This is a genomic window from Janthinobacterium sp. FW305-129, from assembly GCF_020858115.1.
Classification (GTDB): domain Bacteria; phylum Pseudomonadota; class Gammaproteobacteria; order Burkholderiales; family Burkholderiaceae_D; genus Janthinobacterium.
Genome location: NZ_JACYMM010000012.1, coordinates 1 through 22142, shown reverse-complemented (window position 1 = coordinate 22142; position 22142 = coordinate 1). Strand labels below are relative to the sequence as shown.

Below are 22142 nucleotides of genomic sequence, written 5' to 3'. Positions count from 1 at the left end.
GCAAACAGCGGCGCCTCCCGAAAGGGATGAGATTGCCCGAACGTTCACACATAACAATAACTTGGAGTGAGACATGAACACCTACACGAGCAAAACCCCGAGCAAAACCCTGAGCAAAACGGTTTTTTCAACGATGCGCCGCGCCGTCCTCGGCACCCTGGTGCTGGGCGTCGCCCTTGCTTCCAGCGGTACCGCCCTGGCGCAAGGCAAGGAAGTGACGATTGCCTATCAGGAAATCAACGGTCCCTTCCTGGTGGCGATCGCCAGCGGCGAAGTGGAAAAAACCACCGGCTATAAAATCAACTGGCGCAAGTTCGACTCGGGCGCCAAGGTAGCCACGGGCATGGCATCGGGCGACGTGCAGATCGGCGTCATCGGTTCCAGCCCATTGACGGCGGCCGTCAGCCGCGGCGTCGACCTGCAGCTGTTCTGGATCATCGACGACATCAATGAAGCGGAAGCGATGGTGGCCCGCAACGGCGCCGGCATCACCAAACCGGCCGACTTGCGCGGCAAGAAGATCGCCGTGCCATTTGTTTCCACCACGCACTTCCACACCATGTTCGCGCTGGAAACGTGGGGCATCAAGCCCACGGAAGTGAAGTTGCTCAACATGCAGCCGAACCAGATCGCCGCCGCCTGGGAGCGGGGCGACATCGATGCCGCCTTCGTGTGGGATCCGGCCTTGAGCAAACTCAAGCAAAACGGCAAGGTGCTCGTCACTTCCGGCGAACTGAGCAAGAAGGGCAAGGCCACGTTTGACGGCATGGCCGTCGAGCGCGCCTGGGGCGAAGCGAACGCGGACTTCATGGCCAAGTTCGTCAAGGTGATGGCCGCTGCCGACGCCGACTACCGCGCCAATCCGAAGGCGTGGACCATCGATTCGCCGCAAGTGAAAGCCAACGTCAAGCATTCGGGCGCAGCTGCCAAGGACGTGGCCGCTTCCGTGGCCCTGTACGCCTATCCATCGTTGCAGGAGCAGGCTTCGCCCGCCTGGCTCGGTGGCGGCGCAAAGGGCGGCGTGGCGCAAGCCTTGCTGGCCACGGCGCAATTTTTGAAGGGCGAAGGCAAGATCGATACGCTGGCCCCTGACTACGCCAAATATGTGACACCCAGGTATGCACAGGCCGCCGGCCTGCTGAAGTAAACGTTGTGCGATGGCGCGCCTGCGGGCGCGCTGACTGAACAGAGTGCGTTGAACAGAACTGTGGGGACACGATGGAAAATCTGTACGTCAAGGATGTCAGCGTGATTTATCCGGGCAAGACGGCCGGTGAACGCGTACATGCCTTAAATAATATCAATCTCACCATCAATAGCGGCGACTTCGTCGTCGCGCTCGGTGCTTCCGGTTGTGGCAAGACAACCTTGCTGAGCCTGATGGCGGGCTTTATCGCCCCGTCCAAGGGTGAAATCATGCTCGGGGACAATAAAGTGGAAGGGCCGGGCGCCGACCGTGGCGTCGTGTTCCAGAAACATGCCTTGCTGCCTTGGCTGAACGTCATGGAAAACGTGGAATTCGGCCTGAAGCTGCAAGGCGTGCCGAAAGCCGTGCGGCGCGAACAGGCGGCGAAAAACCTGGCGCTGGTCGGCTTGAAGGACTTTCACGACAATATGATCTACCAGTTGTCGGGCGGCATGCAGCAAAGGGTGGGCATCGCCCGCGCCCTGACCAGCAATCCCGCTATGCTGCTGATGGATGAACCGATGGCGGCGCTCGACGCGCTGACGCGCGAAACCATCCAGGAATTGCTGCTCGATATCTGGGCCAAGTCCAGCACCATGTTCTTCTTCATTACCCACAGCGTCGACGAGGCGCTGTTCCTGGCGAACCGGCTGATCGTCATGTCGCCCCGTCCGGGCCGCATCACGCACACGTATGAACTCGATTTCAACAAGCGCTTCCTCGAATGCCGCGATGCGCGCGCCGTGAAATCGAGCCCGGACTTCATCAAGATGCGCGAAACAGTACTCAACATCATTTATGGCGACGAGCGCGCCGTCAATAAAGAGCTGGAGGTGTCCCATGCATAGCCCATCCGCCGTGGGATTTCCTCCCACCAACGCCAAGCGCGCCGGCTTTTTTGGCCGCCTGTTCGCTCCCCGCTGCGCCATGCCCGGCGAAGCGTTCGGTGCGCCGGGGCAGGGCAATTCCAGCCGCATCGCCACCGTCACCGTCATCGCCGTGCTGCTGCTGTGGTTTGGCGTGACGGCCAGCGGCATGGTGAAACCCTTGTTTTTACCTTCGCCGCAAGCCGTGTATGAAAAATTCATCATGGCGGCCACCACCGGGTTCGGCGGCGCCACCCTGTGGGAACACACGGTCGCCAGTCTGGTGCGCGTGTTCGGCGCCTTCGGCCTGGCTTGCCTTTTTGCCATCCCCATCGGCGTGATGATGGGCGTGAACCGCGTGGCACGCGGCATCTTCGACCCCTTGATCGAGTTCTACCGCCCGCTGCCGCCCCTCGCTTACTTGCCACTGGTCATCATCTGGTTCGGCATCGGCGAGTTTTCGAAGGTCTACCTGATCTTCCTGGCCATCTTCGCGCCGATGGCCATCGCGGCCCGCGCCGGCGTCAGCTCCGTGTCGCTGGAGCAAATCCACGCCGCGTACTCGATGGGCGCCACCCGCTTCCAGGTCATCGTGCACGTAATTTTGCGCGCGGCGATTCCGGAAATCCTCACCGGCATGCGCATCGGCATCGGCGTGGGCTGGACCACCCTGGTGGCGGGCGAGATGGTGGCGGCCACGCGCGGCCTCGGCTACATGGTGCTCAGTGCTTCCGAGTTCCTCGCCAGCGATGTGGTGATCATGGGCATCATCGTGATCGGCTTCTTCGCTTTCCTGTTTGATTTGATGATGCGCTACCTCGAACGTACCCTCGTGCCATGGAAGGGCAAGGTGTAAGACGTTCCCGGGAGTGGCGCGCACGCCACAAGTGTTGCCGCCGCTCCCTTTTTTTAATCCGCAATAAGCCGTACTTACCCTCCAGCGCGCTTGCCCCTTGGGCGCCGCGCCGGGCCGCTGCATTTCCAGATTGACTTATGGAATGCGGCCAACCAGACTGATTCACACGATGTATCGATGCTGCTTGACGGTGTTGCCTAAATAAAACAAAGCCGCGCGGCAAGAGCAAGCCGCAGCAGGCAGGGCGCACCGAGCTTCAGAGATTTTCAGGAGACAAAACATGATTAGCGAATCGCATAACAGTACCGGCTTGCAGCACTCGCTGAAGCAACGCCACATGAGCATGATCGCCATCGGCGGCGTGATCGGCGCCGGCCTTTTCGTTGGCAGCGGCGTCATCGCCAAGGCTGCCGGCCCGGCCGCCATCCTATCCTTCTTGCTCACGGGCGGCCTCGTCGTCCTGATCATGCGCATGCTGGGCGAGCTGGCTTCGTCCCTGCCCGTGGTCGGCTCCTTTTACGAATATGCGCGCCTGGCCTTCGACGACAAGCCGAAGGTGTCGAAATTCCTCGGCTTCATGAGCGGCTGGATGTACTGGTATTTCTGGGTCGTCGTCGTGGCCCTGGAAGCCATCGCCGGCGCCAAGCTGGTCAACTTCTGGCTGCCCGACGTGCCATCGTGGTCCATCAGTCTGGTCTTGCTCGTGTCGATGACGGTGCTGAACCTGTTCTCGGTGAAAGCGTTCGGCGAATTCGAGTTCTGGTTCGCTTCGATCAAGGTGGTCGCCATCGTCGTCTTCCTGTTCGTCGGCGCGCTTTTCCTCACGGGCAGCTTGCCCAACAGCATCCCAAGCCTGGGCTTTTTGACCAGCCATGGCGGCTTCATGCCGCACGGCTGGGGCCCCGTACTGAGCGGCGCCGTGGCCGCCACGGCCTTTTATTCGGGCGCCGAAATCGTCACCATCGCCGCCGCCGAAACGTCGGACCCGGCCAAGGCCATCGCCCGCGCCACCAATTCCGTCGTCACCCGCGTGCTGATGTTTTATGTCGGTTCCATGTTCGTCGTCGTCTGCATCGTGCCCTGGGATTCGCCGGCCATCGCCACGCCCTTCGTCAGCGCCCTGACCGTCATGAATATCCCGTACGCGGCCCACATCATGAACGCCATCATTTTGACGGCCGTGCTGTCGGCCCTGAACTCCAGCCTGTACGCCTCGTCGCGCATGATCTTTGCGCTGACGCGCCGCGGCGATGCCCCCACGGGCCTGGTCAAGCTGAGCAAGAATGGCGTGCCGATTCGCGCCATTTTGTTCAGCACCTTGTTCGCCTACTTTGCCATTGCCGTCTCGTATGTGTCGGCCGACCTGGTCTTCCCCTTCATCGTCAATTCCTACGGCATTCTGATCCTGTTCGTGTACCTGCTCATTGCGATATCTCAATTGCGCCTGCGCCGCCGCCTGGAACGCGAATGCCCGGAACGCATCAAGGTGCGCATGTGGCTTTTCCCCTATCTTACGTATTTCACCATCATCGCCATGCTGGTGATCCTGGGGGCCATGAGCGTGTCGTCCGATACGGAGCAGCGCGTGTCGTTCTGGTTCGGCTTGTTGAGCGTGGTCATCATGAGCGTCATGTACTACATCAAGAAGCTGGTCAACGATGACCGCAACGGCGGTGCCTCCGCCGACACCAAAGTGGAGCTCAAACATGTCTGATACGACTTTGTTGCCCGCCAGCCGGCGCCGCTTCCTGCGCACGACGGCCGCCCTGGGCGCCGCCGCCGTGGCGGGGCCTGGGTCGGCCCTGGCTGCCTCTGTCACCTTGCCGTTTGAAAACGGCGAGCGCGAACTGGTGGCCTTTCCGCAAAAGCGCCCGCTGATCCTGCTGACCAGCCGCCCGCCCCAGCTGGAAACGCCGTTCAGCGTGTTCAACGAGGGGGCCATCACGCCCAACGACGCGTTCTTCGTGCGCTATCACTGGAGCGGCTTGCCCACCAGCATCGATGGCGGCAGTTACCGCTTGCGCATCGGCGGCCTCGTCAAGACGCCGCTGGAGCTGTCGCTGGCGGAACTGAAACAGCTGGCCGAGCCCGTCGACGTGGTGGCCGTGACGCAATGTTCGGGCAACAGCCGCGGCTTCTTTGCCCCGCGCGCCAACGGCGGGCAGCTGGGCAATGGCGCCATGGGCAATGCCCGCTGGACGGGCATCCCCCTGAAAACCGTGCTGGAAAAAGCCGGCATCGCGGCCAATGCCGTGCAGGTGGCCTTCAACGGCCTGGAAACGCCGCCCGTGGGCGACGGCCCCGACTTCCAGAAAGCCTTGTCCGTCGAGCACATCATGGCCGGCGACGTGCTGCTGGCCTGGGCCATGAATGGCGAGGACATTCCTTTCCTCAACGGCTATCCGCTGCGCCTGATCGTGCCGGGCTACTATGGCACTTACTGGGTCAAGCACTTGAGCGACATCACGGTGCTGGACAAGCCGTTTGACGGCTTCTGGATGAGCACGGGTTACCGCATCCCCGACAACGGTTCCGGCTTCATCGAGCCGGGCACGCCCGTGGGCAAGACGACGCCGATCAGCCGCCTCAACGTGCGCTCCTTCATTACCAGCGTGCAAGATGGCGCGCGAGTGAAGGCGGGGCACGACCTGGCCTTGCGCGGCATCGCCTTCGATGGCGGCCAGGGCATCAGCGAGGTGACCGTGTCGGTGGACGGCGGCCAGACGTGGCAGGAAGCAACGCTGGGCAAGGACCTGGGACGCTTCTCGTTCCGCGAGTGGACGATGGTCATGAAGGCGCCGCGCAAGGGCAAGCACGTGCTGATGGTGCGCGCCGTCAACCGCATCGGCCAGAGCCAGCCCATGAAAGCCCTGTGGAATCCCATGGGTTATATGCGCAATGTGGTGGAAACCACGCGCATTCAGGCAGTCTGAGGAGAATCATATGAAGATAATACTTGCCGCGCTGGCACTGTCGGCGGCGGGCAGCGCGTGCGCGCTGGACATCCACTTGCCGCCGGAAACGGCGGCCTATAAACCCAGCGAATTGCCCGGCTACCAGCTGGTGCAGCGCAACTGCATGACGTGCCACGCGGCCCAGTACGCATCGACCCAGCCGCCCGCTTCGCCGCGCGCCTACTGGGAAGCGACCGTCAAGAAGATGAAGAAGCCGTTCGGCGCCCAGTTTGACGACGCGGACATGCCGGCCATGGTCGACTACCTGGTGAAAACCTATGGCGCGGAGCGGGGCGCCGCGGCGCCTGCCGTCGCAACGAAGCCCGCCGCAGCGGCTGTCCCGGCCGCTGGCGGCAAGGATGTGAAAACCTTGCTGGCGGCAAATGGCTGCATGGCTTGTCACGCCCTCGACCAGAAAGTGGTCGGCCCCGGCTTTGCCGAGGTGGCCGCCCGCTACAAGGGCAAGGACGGCGTTGCCGCCGTGGCGGCGAATATCCGCAGCGGCGGCGCCGGCAAATGGGGGCCCGTGCCCATGCCGCCGTTCAGCCAGCTCAGTGTAGCCGATGCGGCGGCCCTGGCGAAATACGTGCTGTCCAGGTAGCGCCTGGCCAGCGCGGCACGCCAGCGCACTTCACCTCTCTTCCTCCGCGCAGCCGGTAGGTCGGTCTTGTGTCCGACATGCCAGCTGGCTGTCACGCCTGTATTTTTCAAGCATTCCAGGGCGGGAATTAATTCATTAATAACTCATTTTTACAAGAATGTTACACGCTCTTGTGGGGCAAGAAATTGCGTCATGGAAAGAGAATCAGTGTATGCAAAACAATAACATTGTTTTATCTTGCGACAATATCAATAAGTCGTCATTGGAACAACTATTTGTGCTGCGAAAAGTAGCATGTCGATAGTCATGTTGCGGAAGATTTGTTGCATGAAGACAACGAATTTCTTGGTGGAAAGGTGCATTTTCCCGCGACTTTGAGGATTTTGCCGATGTTCGTGTTTGGGCTGCACCAATGTAGGGAATCAGTCCCCCAGGCAAGTATTTTCTCTTCTCATGGCGCGCTAAAATGGATCAATGTTGCTGTTGAGAATTTTATTCTTCCGTTGCTATTTTATTTAACATTGGTAGCAAAAGAATATCTTTCTTCGCGCTCTTGTATTCCCCGCCAGTGCCGCCGGAAACGGCGTGCCTGGCGCGGGCGCGCCGCCTGAAAGGATGACCTTGAATACCAAATTACTTCCACTGACCTTGCTGGCGCTGATCCAGACCGCCTGGGCCGTCGATCCCCCGAATGCCGGCAGCCAGTTGCAGCAGATTCCCGTCGCGCCACAGTTGCCGAAAGTGCCGCCAGCCATCCGCGTGCAGCAGGGTAACGTGCCGGCCACCACGGTGGGCGATACCACGCGCATCAGCGTGCAGCGCCTGCGTATCGCGGCGCCGCCCGTGTTTGCCGAGAGCGAACTGGTCGCCGCCACGGGTTTTGTCCCCGGCAGCGAGCTGACCCTGGGCGAGCTGCGCGCCATGGCGTCCAAAATTGCCAGCTATTATCAGAACCGCGGTTATTTCCTGGCGCAGGCGTATCTGCCCGCGCAAGACATCCACGATGGCGTCGTCGCCATCGACGTGCTGCCGGGCCGGTATGGGCAAGTGCAGCTGCGCAACCAGAGCAATCTGTCCGACGGCCTGGCCGGCACGCTGCTGGCCGGCCTGGATGGGCAGGTGATTTCCACGCCGCCACTGGAGCGGCGCTTGCTGCTGCTGTCGGACTTGCCGGGCGTGCAGGTCAGCTCGACCCTGGCGCCGGGGGCGTCCCTGGGGGCGTCCGACCTCATCGTCGACGTGCAGCCCGGCGCGCGCTTCAACGGCAGCATCGACGTCGATAACCAGGGCAACCGCTACACGGGCCGCAACCGCATCGGCGCCACCCTGAACATCAATGAACTGGCTGGCATCGGCGACGTGGCCACCGTGCGCGCCTTCACGTCGGCTGACGGCCTGAACTATGGCCGCCTGGCCTACCAGGGGCAGGCGGGCTTGCTGCGCCTGGGCGGCGCCTACACGTACATGGATTACAAGCTGGGCAAGGAATTTGCCGTGCTCGACGCCAAGGGCACGGCGAAGATCGCCAGCGCCTACGGCAGTTATCCGCTGATCCGTTCGCGCAGCAACAACCTGTATGCGCAGGTCAGCTATGACGACAAGACCTTCCAGGACCGGACGGAATCGACGGGCAGCGTCAACGACAAGACGGCCAGGGTGTGGATGCTGAACCTGAATGGCGACGGCAAGGACGGCTGGGGCGGCGGTGGCGTCAGCACCTATTCCATCACGTACACCACGGGCAAGATCGATATCGGGACGCTCGATGCCTTGCTGCTCGACCAGCTGACGGTGAAAAGCAACGGCCACTTCAACAAGCTTGCCTTCAACGGGGCGCGCGTGCAAAGCCTGGGCGGCGAGACGAGCCTGTTCGGCACCATCAGTGGCCAGGCAGCATCGAAAAACCTCGATGTCTCGGAAAAGATGGGCATCGGCGGCGTGGGCGGCGTGCGCGCCTATCCGGGCGGCGAGGCGTATGGCGACCAGGGCTACGTGCTGAATCTGGAATTGCGCCAGAACGTGACGGCGTTCACGGCCTTCCCGGGCCAGCTGCAGGTGCTGGCCTTTGCCGACACGGGCACCGTCAAGCTGAACCGCGATGCCTGGAGCGCCGGCGACAACCGCCGCACCCTGAGCGGCGCCGGCGTGGGCGTGACGTGGACGGGCGCCAATGCGCTCGTGCTGAAGGCGTATTACGCGCACAAGCTGGGCAATGCCAAGGCGACCTCGGCACCCGATGCGGCAGGCCGTTTCTGGCTGCAAGCCATCAAATATTTCTAAATTACTACATCAATAAAAACATCAGGACATTGCCATGAACCGCATCTACCGCTCCATCTGGAACCAGGCCACCGGCGCCTACGCCGCCGTTTCCGAAAACGTCAAATCCGCCGGCAAGCGCTCGATGCCCGGCAGCAGCGGTGGCGGGGCGCATTTTGCCTTGACCGGCATGGCGGCGGCCCTGATGCTCGGCTATGGCTCGCTGGCACTGGCGGGGCCGGCGGGCGGCACGGTGGTGGCGGGGCAGGCAACGATCAACGGCGCGCCGGGCGTGACGGTGATCCGGCAGGGCAGCCAGAATGCCGTGATCAACTGGGCCAGTTTCAATATCGGCAAGGGCGAGTCGGTGCAGTTCCAGCAGCCCAACAGCAATGCGGTGGCCCTGAACCGCGTGCTGGGCAGCGACGGCACGACCATCCTGGGCAACTTGTCGGCCAATGGCAAGGTGTTCATCGTCAACCCGAACGGCGTGCTGTTCGGCCGGGGCGCGTCCGTGAACACGGCGGGCCTGGTCGCTTCGACCCTGGATATTTCCAATGCCGACTTCATGGCCGGCAATTACAAATTTAGCGGCAACGGTAGCGGCAAGGTGCTGAACCAGGGTTCGATCAGCGCGCCGGGCGGCTATGTGGCCTTGCTGGGCGCCAACGTCTCGAACGAAGGCACGATCCAGGCACGCCTGGGTTCGGTGGCGCTGGCGGCGGGCAGGGCCATCACCCTGGATGTGGCCGGTGATGGCTTGCTGAACGTGGCGGTGGACCAGGGCGCCGTGGGTGCGCTGGTGCATAACGGCGGCATGATTAAGGCGGACGGCGGCAGCGTCGTGCTGACGGCGCAGGCGGCGGGCGACTTGCTGAAAACCGTCGTCAACAACACGGGCGTGATCGAGGCGCATACGATAGACACGCGCGGCGGCACGATCAAGTTGCTGGGTGACATGCAAAGCGGCACGGTGCACGCGGGCGGCACCCTGGACGCCAGCGCGCCCGCTGAAGGCAATGGCGGCTTCATCGACACCTCGGCCGCGCACGTGAAGATCGACGATGCGCTGAAGGTGACGACGGCCTCAAGCAAGGGCCTGTCCGGCACCTGGCTGATCGACCCGACCGACTTCAATATCGCCGTCTCCGGCGGCGACATGACGGGCGCCTTCCTCAGCAACTCCTTGAAATCGGGCAACGTGCAGATCCAGAGCGTGTCGGGCGGCAGCGGCACGCAGGGCAACATCAACGTCAATGACAACGTCAACTGGACGGCCAACAAGCTGACCCTGACGGCACAGAACAATATCAATATCAACAAGGCCATGCGCGGCGCGGGCACGGCCAGCCTGGCGCTGGAATATGGCCAGAGCGTGCTCGCCGCCGGCAATCTGTCCACGTACAACGTCAAGGCCGAAGTGGATTTGCCATCGGGGAATAACTTCAGCACCAAGCTGGGCAGCAATGGCAGCGTCGTCGTGTATCAGGTGATCAACAGCCTGGGCGCCTTCAACAGCACGACCGGCAGCGACGTGCAAGGCATGCAGGGCAATTTGTCCGGCAACTATGTGCTGGGTAGCAATATCGACGCGCGCGGCACCTCCGGCTGGGACGGCGGCCAGGGCTTTGTGCCGATCGGCAGCGCCGGGACGCCGTTTACCGGCAAGTTTGACGGCCTGGGCCATGAACTGTATGGCTTGACCATCAACCGCCCCGAGACGCCGGCGGCGATGTTCGGCAATATTGGCGTGGCTGGCAGCGTGCGCAACCTAAGCTTGAGCAATGTCAATATTTCGGGTTCGCAGGCCGCGTACGGTGCCGCGTATACCGACATCGGCGCGCTGGCGGGCCGCAATAACGGCACCATCGAAAATGTGTCCAGCAGCGGCGCCGTGCATGGTTCCGGCTACATCAACATGGGCGCGCTGGTGGGCACCAATGCCGGCACGCTCAGCAACAGCCGCGCCGCCGGCACCGTTGTTGCCGGCGCGTATGGCGCCGCCGGCGGCCTGGTCGGCGTGAATGCGGCCGGCGGCTTGATCAAGGGCAGTTCCAGCGCCGTGGCCACCACCTCTACCAACTATTTCGCAGGCGGCCTGGCCGTATTCAACCGCGGCACGATCAGCGACAGCTACGCCACGGGCGCCATCAGCGTCGGCAGTGCTGGCGGCAGCTACGGCGGCGGCCTGGCAGCCATTAACACGGGTGGCGGCACGGTCACGAACAGCTATGCGACGGGCAATGTCACGGGAACTTCCGGCCTGGGTGGCTTGGTGGGGCGGATAGAAAGCGGCGCGGTAACGAATAGCTATGCCACTGGCAATGTGACCGGGACGAATAATCTCGGCGGCCTGGTCGGGGTGTCTGCTGGCCCGATAAGCAACAGCTATGCGACGGGCAACGTGACGGGCAACTCCACCGTGGGCGGCGTGGTGGGCTACAACATCGGTGTTGCCCTCACCAATACATATTATTCGGGCAAGCTCACGACGACCGGCATCAATAACGGCGCCATTGTCGGCGACCACAATGGTGGCTCCATCGTCAATGCCTATTTCAACAACATCCTGAATTCGGGGTTAAGCGCCGTTGGTGTGGTCAGCAATGGCGCAAGCACCGTGGCCCAGGGCTTGAGTGCGGCGCAGATGTTGCAAGGGAGTAATTTCACGGGATTCAATTTCACCAGTACGGCAGGTGCGACGGGCAACAACTGGGTCATCGTCAGCGGCGACGGTTCGATCAATGGCGCGGCCGCCGGCACGCGCCCGATGCTGGCGTCGGAGTGGTCGAATACCATCAATTCCACGCACCAGTTGCAATTGATGGCGATGAACAAGGCTGCCAGCTACACCTTGGGCAGCAGCTTCAGCGCGGCCGGCACGGCGGCGAATGGCAACGATGTGTGGGGCAGCACGGGCTTCATCCCCGTCGGCACGGCGGCTTCGGCCTTTACGGGCAGCCTGGACGGCACAGGCCATATCATTTCCAATTTGAATATCGCCAAGGCGGGCGTGAGCGATGTGGGCCTGTTCGGCGCCATCGGCAGCGGCGGGGCGGTGGCGAACGTGGGTCTGTCCGGCGGCAGCGTGGCGGGCGGCACCAATGTGGGCGCGCTGGCCGGCAGCAATGCGGGCACGATCAGCGGCAGCTTTGCCACCAGCGGCGTGACGAGCACGTCCACCGGAGGCGGCCTGGTGGGCAGCAATACGGGCACGGTGGTGGACAGCTATGCGAGCGGCACCGTGAGCGGCACCAGCACCGTTGGCGGCCTGGTCGGCAGCAATGGCGGCAGCATCGCCAACAGCTATGCGAATGGCGGCGTGAGCGGCACCAGCAATGTGGGCGGCCTGGTGGGCGCCAATGCGGGCAGCGTCACGGGCAGCTATTGGGACACGGTGGCCAGCGGCCAGGCGAATAGTATGGGCGGGACGGGCAAGACGACGGCGCAGCTGAAAAACCTGTCGAATTACACGGGCGCCGGCTGGGAGCTGGGGCAGATGTGGGTAGTCTACGACGGCCAGAGCGCGCCTTTCCTGCGCTCGTTCATGAAGCAGGTCGCCGTGCGCGTTTCCTACGACAGCAAGGTGTATGACGGCGTGGCCTACGCAGGCGGCAGCAATAGCGTCACGTATTCGAACACGGTGGCGGGCGCCAGCCTGCTGGGCACGCCCGTGTATGCGGGCAATGCCGCGGGCGCCGTGAATGCGGGCACGTATGGCGTGTCGGCCAGCGGCTTGTACTCGTCGGGCGGCCAGTCCGGCTACGCCATCAGCTATATCGATGGCGGCCTGGTGATCACGCCCAAGTCCGTCACCCTGAGCGGCGCGGCGGTGGGCGACAAGGTGTACGACGGCACCACCGTGGCCGCCATCAGCGGCACCCTGAACGGCGTGCTGGCGGGCGACCTGGCCAATGTCAGTTCGACCGTAAATGGCACGTACGCCAGCAAGAATGCGGGCAACGGCATCGCCGTGACGGTCAACGCGGCCCTGGGCGGCAGCGCCGGGGGCAACTATGCGCTGGCGCCCGTGAACGGCTTGACGGGCAATATCAGCAAGGCCACCATCAGCGGCGTGAGCGGCATTGTTGCTGGAAATAAAGTGTATGACGGCACTGCCACGGCCAGCCTGAACACGGCGGGCGCCACGTTTGCGGGCATGGTGGGCGGCGACAGCCTGAGCGTGTCGGGCGCCAGCGGCAGCTTCGGCGACAAGAACGCCGCGACCGGCAAGGCGGTCAGCATCAGCGGCATCGTGCTGGGCGGCACGGACGCCGGCAACTACAATTTGACCAATGCCACGGCCAGCAGCACCGCCGATATCAGCAAGGCCACCATCACCGGCGTGGCCGGTATCGTTGCTGGAAATAAAGTGTACGACGGCGGTGTGGCCGCCAGCCTGAACACGGCAGGGGCCTCGTTTACGGGCATGGTCGGTGGCGACAGCTTGACGGTCTCGGGCGCCAGCGGCAGCTTTACCGACAAGAACGCCAGCAATGGCAAGACAGTCAATATCAGCGGCATTACCCTGGGCGGCACGGATGCTGGCAATTACAATTTCACCAATACTTTGGCCAGCAGCACAGCCAACATCAGCAAGGCCACCATCAGCGGCGTGAGCGGCATTGTTGCTGGAAATAAAGTGTATGACGGCACTGCCACGGCTGGCCTGAACACGGCGGGCGCCACGTTTGCGGGCATGGTGGGCGGCGATACCCTGAACGTGTCGGCCGCCAGCGGCAGTTTCAGCGACAAGAATGCGGGCACAGGCAAGGCGGTCAGCATCAGCGGCATCGTGCTGGGCGGCACGGACGCGGGCAACTACAACCTGGCCAGCAGCACGGCCGGCAGCACAGCCGATATCACTGCCAAGGCGCTGACGCTGACGGGCTTGAGCGGCAACAATAAGGTCTACGACGGCACGGCCGATGCAAACCTGACCGGCGGCACCTTGAATGGCTTGGTCAATGCGGAAACCCTGGGCTTTGCCGTGCAGGGCGCCAGCTACAGCGACAAGAACGCGGGCACGGGCAAGGCCATTACGATCGGCGGCGTGACCCTGAGCGATGGCAGCGGCCTGGCAGGCAACTACACGCTGAGCGCGCCTGGCGGCTTGACGGGCGATATTGCGAAAGCAACGATTACCGGCATTACTGGCTTGAGCGCCGAGGACAAGGTCTATAACGGCAACCTCAGCGCCAGCCTCAGTGCCGGCTTGGCTGTGATCAATGGCAAGATTGCCGGTGACGACGTGCAATTGTCCAGTGCGAACGGCGCCTTTACGGATAAAAACGTTGGGACCAACAAGGCCGTCAATATCAGCAATATCACCTTGTCCGGCAGCGACCTGGGAAATTATAATTTTAGCAATAATACGGCCACTGCCACGGCGAATATCACGCCCAAGGCCGTCACGCTTTCCGGTGTGACAGCCGACAATAAAGTCTATGATGGCACGACGGCGGCAGTCTTGTCGGGCGGTACCTTGAGCGGCATGGTCGCGGGTGAAACGCTGAGCTTCAGCGGCGGCGTGGGCAGTTTCAGCGACAAGAACGCCGGCACGGCCAAGGTGGTCGCGATCAGCGGCACGACCTTGCAGAATGGCACTGGCCTGGCCAGCAACTACACCTTCACCAGTCCGGGCAACGTGACTGCCGACATCAGCAAGGCCAGCATCAGCGGCGTGTCGAACGTGGGAGTCAACAACAAGACCTATGATGGTCAGAAAACGGCCACCTTGAATGGCACGGCGACCTTCACCGGCATCATCGGCGACGACAGCCTGACGGTGGCGGGCAATGGCGAATTCAGCGACAAGAATGCGGGCACGGGCAAGACCGTCAACGTCAGCGGCATCACCCTGGGTGGCGCGGATGCGGGCAACTACCTCCTGGGCAGCACGACGTCCAGCGGCGTGGCCGATATCGCCAAGGCCAGCATCGGCAGCGTGTCGAACGTGGGCGTCAACAACAAGACTTACGATGCCTCAGCCACGGCCACGCTCAACGGCGCGGCGACCTTCAATGGCATGGTCAATGGCGACAGCCTGACGGTAGCGGGCAATGGCGCCTTCAGCGACAAGAACGCGGGCACGGGCAAAACGGTGAACGTCAGCAACATCACCCTGGGCGGCGCGGACGCGGGCAACTACCTCCTGGGCAGCACGACGTCCAGCGGCGTGGCCGATATCGCCAAGGCCAGCATCAGCGGCGTGTCGAACGTGGGCGTCAACAACAAGACCTATGATGGCCAGAAAACGGCCACCTTGAATGGCACGGCGACCTTCACCGGCATCTTCGGCGACGACAGCCTGACGGTGGCGGGCAATGGCGAATTCAGCGACAAGAATGCGGGCACGGGCAAAACGGTGAACGTCAGCAACATTACCCTGGCTGGCGCGGATGCGGGCAACTACCTCCTGGGCAGCACGACGTCCAGCGGCGTGGCCGATATCGCCAAGGCCAGCATCGGCAGCGTGTCGAACGTGGGCGTCAGCAACAAGACCTATGATGGCTTGAGAACCGCCACCTTGAATGGCACGGCGACCTTCGATGGCATTATTGGCAACGACAGCTTGAGTGTCGCAGGCTCTGCTTTGTTCAGCGACAAGAATGCTGGCACGGCCAAGGTTGCGATGGTTAGCGGCATCACGCTGGCTGGTGCGGATGCTGGCAACTATATCCTGGGCAGTAATGTATCCAGCGGCACGGCCGATATCACGCCGAAAGCCCTGACGGTGACGGGCCAGGTGGCCGGCAACAAGGTCTACGATGGCAATGCGGTGGCGCAACTGAGCGGCGGCAGCCTGGCCGGCCTGGTGGGCGATGAAACCCTGGCCATCGGCGGCCAGACGGCGGCCTTCAGCGACAAGAACGCGGGCAATGCGAAAGCCGTGACCGTCAGCGGCACCACCTTGCTCGACGGCACTGGTTCGGCCAGCAACTACACGGTGGCCAATCCGACCGGCTTGACGGCCAGCATCACGCCAGCGTCCATCAGCGCCATTGCCGGTATCGTGGCCGCGAACAAAGTGTACGACGGTGGCACGGCGGCCAGCCTGAACCTGGCTGGCGCCACCTTCAATGGCCTGGTGGCTGGCGACGCCTTGAGCCTGGCTGGCGGCCCCGTGCTTGGCGCGTTCAGCGACAAGAATGCGGCAAGGGGCAAGACCGTAACCATCAGCGGCCTGGCCCTGGGTGGCGCCGATGCGGCGAACTACGTGCTGGCCAGCAGCCTGGCCAGCACCACGGCAGATATCACGCCAGCGGCACTGACGGTCAGCGCCAGCGGCGTCAACAAGGTATATGACGCCACCACGAATGCTGTCGTTTCCTTGCGCGACAACCGTCTCGGCAATGATCAGCTGAGCATTGCCAGCGATGGCGCCAGCTTCAGCGACAAGAATGCGGGCGCGGGCAAGACGGTGACGGTGGCCGGCATACGCCTGAGCGGCGCGGATGCGGGCAATTACGTGGTCAACAGCAGCGCCAGCACGACGGCCACGATCTCGCAGGCGGCGCTGACGGTGAAAGTCGATAACGCTGAAAAAGACCAGGGACGCGCCAATCCCGACTTCCGCGCCAGCTACAGCGGCTTGCTCGGTGGCGATACGCTGGCGGCTGAAGTGAGCGGCAACCTGGCGTTCAGCACGCCGGCGGCGACGACTTCCGCAGCTGGCAATTATCTGGTATCGGCATCGGGCCAGGCGTCGAACAACTACGCCCTGAACTATGTGGATGGCGTGCTGACAGTCAAGCCGACGGAAGCGCTGCAAAGCGCAGTGGCGAACGTGATCGCCGCCGTCGCCGTGGCCCCGTCGCAGGGCAATATGGTGCAGGCCGACATGATCGTCAGTGGCGAGACGGCGCCAGGCAAGCCTGCCGCCGCGCAGGAGGCGCCGCGCGAGGCAGAGACGGGGAGCGCCGGCAGCGCGCCGGCCGTGCAGTTGGCCGGCAATGTCGTCGGCAATGTCTTGCCAGGCCTGCGCCTGAGCGTGGTCGATAGCGGCCTGCGCCTGCCGGCCGAAGCTGGCGGCAACACGCGCCAGGACAGCCAGTAAAGCAAGCGGCGCCGCCGCATGGTGGCGCCGGAGTGCCGCTTCGTGTTTCGAAGCGGCATTTTTTTTACCGGTGCATCGTTGCCGCGCTCTTATAATGGCGGCACCATCCTTGATTTCCGTCAGAAGAGCAGCGCTGAACAGAAAGTACAATCGCATGACATCCAATTTCATCGGCGTGGCCGGCTTGCCACGCGCCGGTTCCACCTTGCTGTGCCAGCTGCTGGCGCAGCATCCCGACCTGCATTGCGAAGGCAATAGCTCGCCCCTGTGCAACGCCTTGCTGGGCATGCGGCGCATGGTCAGCGACGACGCGTTTTTCCTGTCGCAGCTCGACAGCACCTTCGATGCCAGTTATGGCCACCTGAAAACGGCCATGCAGGGTTTCCTGCGCGGCTGGTACCAGGATTGCGGTAAGGAGGGCGTGGTGGACAAGAACCGCGCCTGGCTGCATTGCGTGGAGCTGCTGCTGCAACTGGCGCCGGAAGCGAAAATCATCGTCTGCGTGCGCGAACTGGGCCAGGTCTACGGCTCCATCGAAGCGCAGCACCAGCGCACCATCCTGCTTGATTTTGTCGACCATCTGGCCGATTTCGACCGCCTGGGCCGTGCCGACATGCTGTTTGCCAAGGACCGCACCATCGGCGCTCCCTTGAGTTCCCTGCATGCCGTGCTGGACCTGCCCGTCGAGGTGCAGCAAAAGCTGTATTTCGTGCGTTTCGAGGATTTGATGGCGCGGCCGGTGGAATGCATGTCGCACCTGTATACATGGCTGGGCCTGGCACCGTTCCAGATCGATCCGCACGATCTTGCCGTGGGTATCCAGGAAAGCGACAGCCATTACCGCATGAAATACACGCACCGCCAGCAGGCGACGATCAGCGCGCCCAAGCCGCATGCGATACCGCCGCGTATCCAGGCGCAGATCGAAAGCGCGTATGGCTGGTTTTATGAGCTGTATTATCCACAACACCAGCGCGTGGCAACGCCATCCGTCTGAAAATACGTGCGGCAGTGCTGATACCACTTGCCGCACCGCTGCCGGCGCGGTATTGCTGGAGCCGGCCGCATATCTTTCCCGCTCATTCTTTGCCAACGGTGCCGTGGGCACCGGCGCTGATGCAACTGGTATTGTAAAAAACACCGTTGTATAAAACCACTTGACTACCAATTTAGGGCGTCGCATTCTCTGTGCAGAAAGCCGATGCTTCGCTGCGCTTTCTTTACGTACAACATAAAAAGCTACTTCGATAGTTTTCGTATAACGTTCAGGAGACAATGTGAAGACACGGCAAATCAGCCGGCTGGCCTCGCCCTTGATGGCAGGCCTGCTGGGCAGCGCGCTGCTCGCTTGCGGCGGCAATTCCACCACCGAACCCCCGTCGACCCTGCTGGCCGCCACCGCCGGCAGCGACAGTTGCGCTGCCTGGAGCGCCGCTGCCGTCTATACGGCGGGCCAGTGCGCCGTCTACGACGGCAAGGTGTACCGGGCCAAATGGTGGGTGCAGGGCACGGCGCCGAACAACGACCAGTGGGGACCGTGGAGCCTCGATACCAGCACGCCGACGCCCACCCCGACGCCAACGCCCACTCCGACGCCAACGCCCACACCGACACCGACACCGACACCGACACCGACACCGACGCCAGGCGTGCCCACCAGGGCCCAGGCCGAAGCCAACGAGGCGGCGCTGACGAATAACGATTTCTTCCGCAAGGTCAAGGCCTCGATCCGCACCCTGGGCAATGCGGCCGTCGAAGCCGTGCAGCCTGGCCTGGCCGGCAACCCGCTCAACGTCAAGCGCGTCGAGCGCCTGCTGCCGGCGGCAAAGTGGGATTATTATTTTGCCGCGCGCGACGCCAGCTACACCTACCAGCGCTTCCTGCAAGCCGTGGCCAAGTTCCCCGCCGTGTGCGACGACTACGGCGACGGGCGCAATGCGGACGCCATCTGCCGCCACAGCCTGGCCACCATGTTCGCCCATTTCGGGCAGGAAACGGGCGACCACAACGCCAGCAGCCCGCTGCCGCAATGGCGCCAGGGCTTGAAGTATTTGCGCGAGCTGGGCTGCGACGAGACGGGCGCCGGCTGCGGCTACAACATCGAGTGCGCGGATCCCGTCTTCAACAAGGTATGGACGTGCGGCAAGAATGCCGACGGCAGCTTCAAGAAGTATTTTGGACGCGGCGCCAAACAGCTGTCCTACAACTACAACTATGGGCCGTTTTCGCAAGCCATGCATGACGGCGATCAATCCGTGCTGCTGAAAAATCCCGACCTCGTCGCCTCGACCTGGCTGAACCTGGCCTCGGCCACGTTCTTCTTTGTCTATCCGCAACCGCCGAAGCCATCGATGTTGCACGTGCTCGACGGTACGTGGGTGCCCAACGCGGCCGATACGGCAGCCGGCGCGGGCAATAACTTCGCCACCACCATCATGATCATTAATGCCGAATGCGGGCAGGGCACGGAAAAGCAGGCCGCGCAAAACCGTATCGATTACTACAAGCAATTTGCCGCCGACATGGGCTGGGATTATTCCGGCGAACAATTGTCCTGCGCCAACATGCAACGCTTCACCCCGGCCAGTTCCGCTGCCTACAACATCTACTGGGAAAAGAACTGGAGCGCCGGTGGCGAGAACCAATGCCAGCTGGTCAGCTATCAAACCCCGTACAGCGCCTTGCTGGCCGGGAACTACGTGAAATGCGTGGAAGCCAACTGGAATGTGAAGTTGCAGTAGCAGTCTATGCAGGAAAGCCGGCCAGGGATAACAGTTGACAAGAGCCCCTTGAGGGGCCTGCAACAGCTCTCGATGTACAACCATAACGGAGACAACAATCACATGAAATCGAATGCATTATTGATGGCCCTGCTCAGCGGCGTACTCGTCGCTTGCGGCGGCGGCCAGGAAGGCACGACCGCCACGCCGAACACCCTGCTGGCCGCCGTGGAAGCGTGCGCCGTCTGGGATGCCGCTACCGTCTACACGGGCGGCCAGTGCGTGCTCTACCAGGGCGTCACCTACAAGGCCAAGTGGTGGACGCAGGGTAATGTCCCCAGCGCCACCGACACCTGGGGGCCATGGGCTGTGATCGATACCCCAACGCCGACCCCGACCCCGACCCCGACGCCGACGCCAACCCCGACACCGACGCCGACGCCAACGCCGACGCCGACGCCAACGCCGACGCCAACGCCGACCCCCACGGCTTGCCGCCCGGACGGCCTGATTTCGGCCGTGCCGAATGTGCCGTATTGCAAGGTATATGACGCGAATGGGCGCGAAGTGCTGGGCAATGGCTTGAACCGGCGCATCGTCGGCTACTTCGCCAGCTGGCGCACGGGCGTCGATGGCAGTCCCACGTATCTGGTGAATAACCTGCCGTGGGATAAGATCACCCACCTGAACTACGCGTTCGCCTCCGTCGACCCGGCCACGTCGAAAATCGCCATCGGCAGCGGCGCGGCCAATCCGGACACGGGCCTGACGTGGCCCAACGTGCCGGCCGCGGCCATGGACCCGTCCTTGCCGTACAAGGGCCATTTCAACTTGCTGGCGCAATACAAGAAGAAGTATCCAGGCGTGAAACTGATGATTTCCGTGGGCGGCTGGGCCGGCAGCGGCGGCTTTTACACGGCCACGACGAATGCGGACGGCAGCATCAATACGGCCGGCATCAATACCCTGGCCGACTCGATGGTGGCGTTCGTGCGCCAGTACAACTTCTTCGATGGCGTCGATGTCGATTACGAACACCCGACCACCAACAATGAAGCGGGCAATCCGAACGACTTCGCCGTGTCGAAACCGCGCCTGGCTGGCTTGATGACGAGCTACAACGTGCTGCTGAAGGTGCTGCGCCAGAAGCTCGACGAAGCGGCCGTGCAGGACAATAAATACTATCTGCTGACCATTGCCGGCTCCGCCTCGGGCTGGGTCTTGCGCGGCGAGGAAAATATGTCGGGATTGAAATATCTCGATTACGCCAGCCTGATGTCGTACGACTTGCACGGCGCGTGGAACCAGTACGTGGGCCCGAACGCGGCGCTGTTTGACGACGGCAACGATGGCGAGTTGCGTGCCGGCAATGCCTACCAGTACCAGAACATCGGTTACCTGAACACGGACTGGGCCTACCGCTACTACCGGGGCGCCATGCAGGCGGGACGCATCAATATCGGCGTGCCGTTCTACACGCGGGGCTGGAAGGATGTGACGGGCGGCACCAATGGCCTGTGGGGCACGACGCCGCTGATCAGCTCCACGGTCACTTGCGCCGGCACCAAGACATGCGGCACGGGCGCGACCGGCATCGACAACGTGTGGTACGACCTCGATTCGCAAGGCAAGCCGACGCCGGGCGGCGGCAACCCCATCTGGCATGCGCTGAACTTGCAAAACGGCATCGTTCCAAGCTACCTGGACGCCTATAAAGTCACGGACAAGGCGCTGGTGGGCAGCTATGTGCCGTACTACAGCAGTACCATGGTGGCGCCGTGGCTGTGGAATGCGACCAAAAAAGTGTTCATTTCCACGGAAACCACGCAATCGATCGCGGCCAAGGCCCAATACATCGTCAACAACAATATCGGCGGCGTGATGATCTGGGAAATGGCGGGCGACTATGCCTGGGATGCCACGCGCAATGGAGGCAAGGGCGAGTATTTCATGGGCACCACCCTGACGGACGTGCTGTACCAGGCTTTCCGCACGGCTGGCGCGTATGGCAACAAACGCGCCGAAATCGCCATGCCGGGCACGGCGGCCAACGTCAGCATCACCCTCGGTGGCTGGAAGCTGGGCGACAACAACTTCCCCATCAACCCGGTGATGACGGTGAAGAACAACACCACGTCGACCTTGCCGGGCGGCACCGTGGTGGAGTTCGATTATCCCGTCTCGGCGCCGTCGGACATGAGCGACCAGTCCGGCTTCGGCTTGACGGTGATCAATGCCGGCTACACGGGGCCGAACAATATCGGCGGCTTCACGAAGAACTACAACCGGGCCCGTTTCGCGATTCCCGCCTGGCAATCGCTGGCGCCGGGCGGCTCCGTGGCGCTGACCCTGAACTACCGCTTGCCGATCTCGGGACCGGCCAACTACACGGTCACCGTGGGCGGCACCAAGTATGCGCTGACGCAAGAGTATCCGGAATTGCCGGTGGCGCTGCCGTAAAGTTGTTGATGTCGTAAAGTAAAAAGGGCGGAACCGAGGTTCCGCCCTTTTTAATTGCGGCCGTTAAGCTGGCTTAAAACCAAGTTTCCACCTGGAAACCATACGACGTGCCGCTGGTATTGTTGTTGTAGATCGGGCCGCCGTTGTTCGACGCATTGACCGAGGCGGTGGCCGCATCGTT

12 protein-coding genes are annotated in these 22142 nt (G+C 62.6%); all 12 read left to right on the top strand.

Features of this window, described 5'->3' with window-relative positions; genetic code table 11:
- The first annotated feature begins 73 nt into the window (after window positions 1-73).
- The gene (gene tauA / locus IGS61_RS22540; RefSeq protein WP_230541659.1) at window positions 74-1147 is read left to right on the top strand and encodes a taurine ABC transporter substrate-binding protein; all 1074 of its coding nucleotides are present in this window, start codon (window positions 74-76) and stop codon (window positions 1145-1147) included.
- 71 nt (window positions 1148-1218) lie between these two features.
- Complete coding sequence (locus tag IGS61_RS22535; RefSeq protein WP_070219220.1) at window positions 1219-2034, top strand: taurine ABC transporter ATP-binding protein; 816 nt, start codon at window positions 1219-1221, stop codon at window positions 2032-2034.
- 79 nt (window positions 2035-2113) lie between these two features.
- Window positions 2114-2908 (top strand): ABC transporter permease subunit, encoded by a 795-nt coding sequence (locus IGS61_RS22530; protein ID WP_051959683.1) that lies wholly within the window; start codon window positions 2114-2116, stop codon window positions 2906-2908.
- A 280-nt stretch (window positions 2909-3188) separates the two neighbouring features.
- Window positions 3189-4622 (top strand): amino acid permease, encoded by a 1434-nt coding sequence (locus IGS61_RS22525; RefSeq protein WP_230541658.1) that lies wholly within the window; start codon window positions 3189-3191, stop codon window positions 4620-4622.
- Entirely contained in the window at window positions 4615-5841 is a 1227-nt protein-coding gene (gene sorA / locus IGS61_RS22520; RefSeq protein WP_230541657.1) for a SorA family sulfite dehydrogenase catalytic subunit, read from the top strand. Before IGS61_RS22525 ends, sorA begins: the two co-directional genes overlap by 8 nt.
- A 10-nt stretch (window positions 5842-5851) precedes the next feature.
- Complete coding sequence (sorB, locus tag IGS61_RS22515; protein WP_230541656.1) at window positions 5852-6463, top strand: SorB family sulfite dehydrogenase c-type cytochrome subunit; 612 nt, start codon at window positions 5852-5854, stop codon at window positions 6461-6463.
- Between the two features lie 323 nt (window positions 6464-6786).
- On the top strand, window positions 6787-7074 hold the full coding sequence (locus tag IGS61_RS22510) for a hypothetical protein (RefSeq protein ID WP_230541655.1): 288 nt from the start codon (window positions 6787-6789) through the stop codon (window positions 7072-7074).
- A 10-nt stretch (window positions 7075-7084) separates the two neighbouring features.
- On the top strand, window positions 7085-8743 hold the full coding sequence (locus IGS61_RS22505) for a ShlB/FhaC/HecB family hemolysin secretion/activation protein (protein ID WP_230541654.1): 1659 nt from the start codon (window positions 7085-7087) through the stop codon (window positions 8741-8743).
- 34 nt (window positions 8744-8777) lie between these two features.
- On the top strand, window positions 8778-16781 hold the full coding sequence (locus tag IGS61_RS22500; RefSeq protein ID WP_230541653.1) for a YDG domain-containing protein: 8004 nt from the start codon (window positions 8778-8780) through the stop codon (window positions 16779-16781).
- A gap of 154 nt (window positions 16782-16935) precedes the next feature.
- On the top strand, window positions 16936-17778 hold the full coding sequence (locus IGS61_RS22495) for a sulfotransferase family protein (RefSeq protein ID WP_230541652.1): 843 nt from the start codon (window positions 16936-16938) through the stop codon (window positions 17776-17778).
- 280 nt (window positions 17779-18058) lie between these two features.
- Entirely contained in the window at window positions 18059-19522 is a 1464-nt protein-coding gene (locus tag IGS61_RS22490) for a glycoside hydrolase family 19 protein (protein ID WP_230541651.1), read from the top strand.
- 102 nt (window positions 19523-19624) lie between these two features.
- A complete protein-coding gene (locus IGS61_RS22480) occupies window positions 19625-21961 on the top strand; it encodes a chitinase C-terminal domain-containing protein (RefSeq protein ID WP_329958085.1) in 2337 nt (778 codons plus the stop codon).
- Window positions 21962-22142 lie beyond the last annotated feature (181 nt).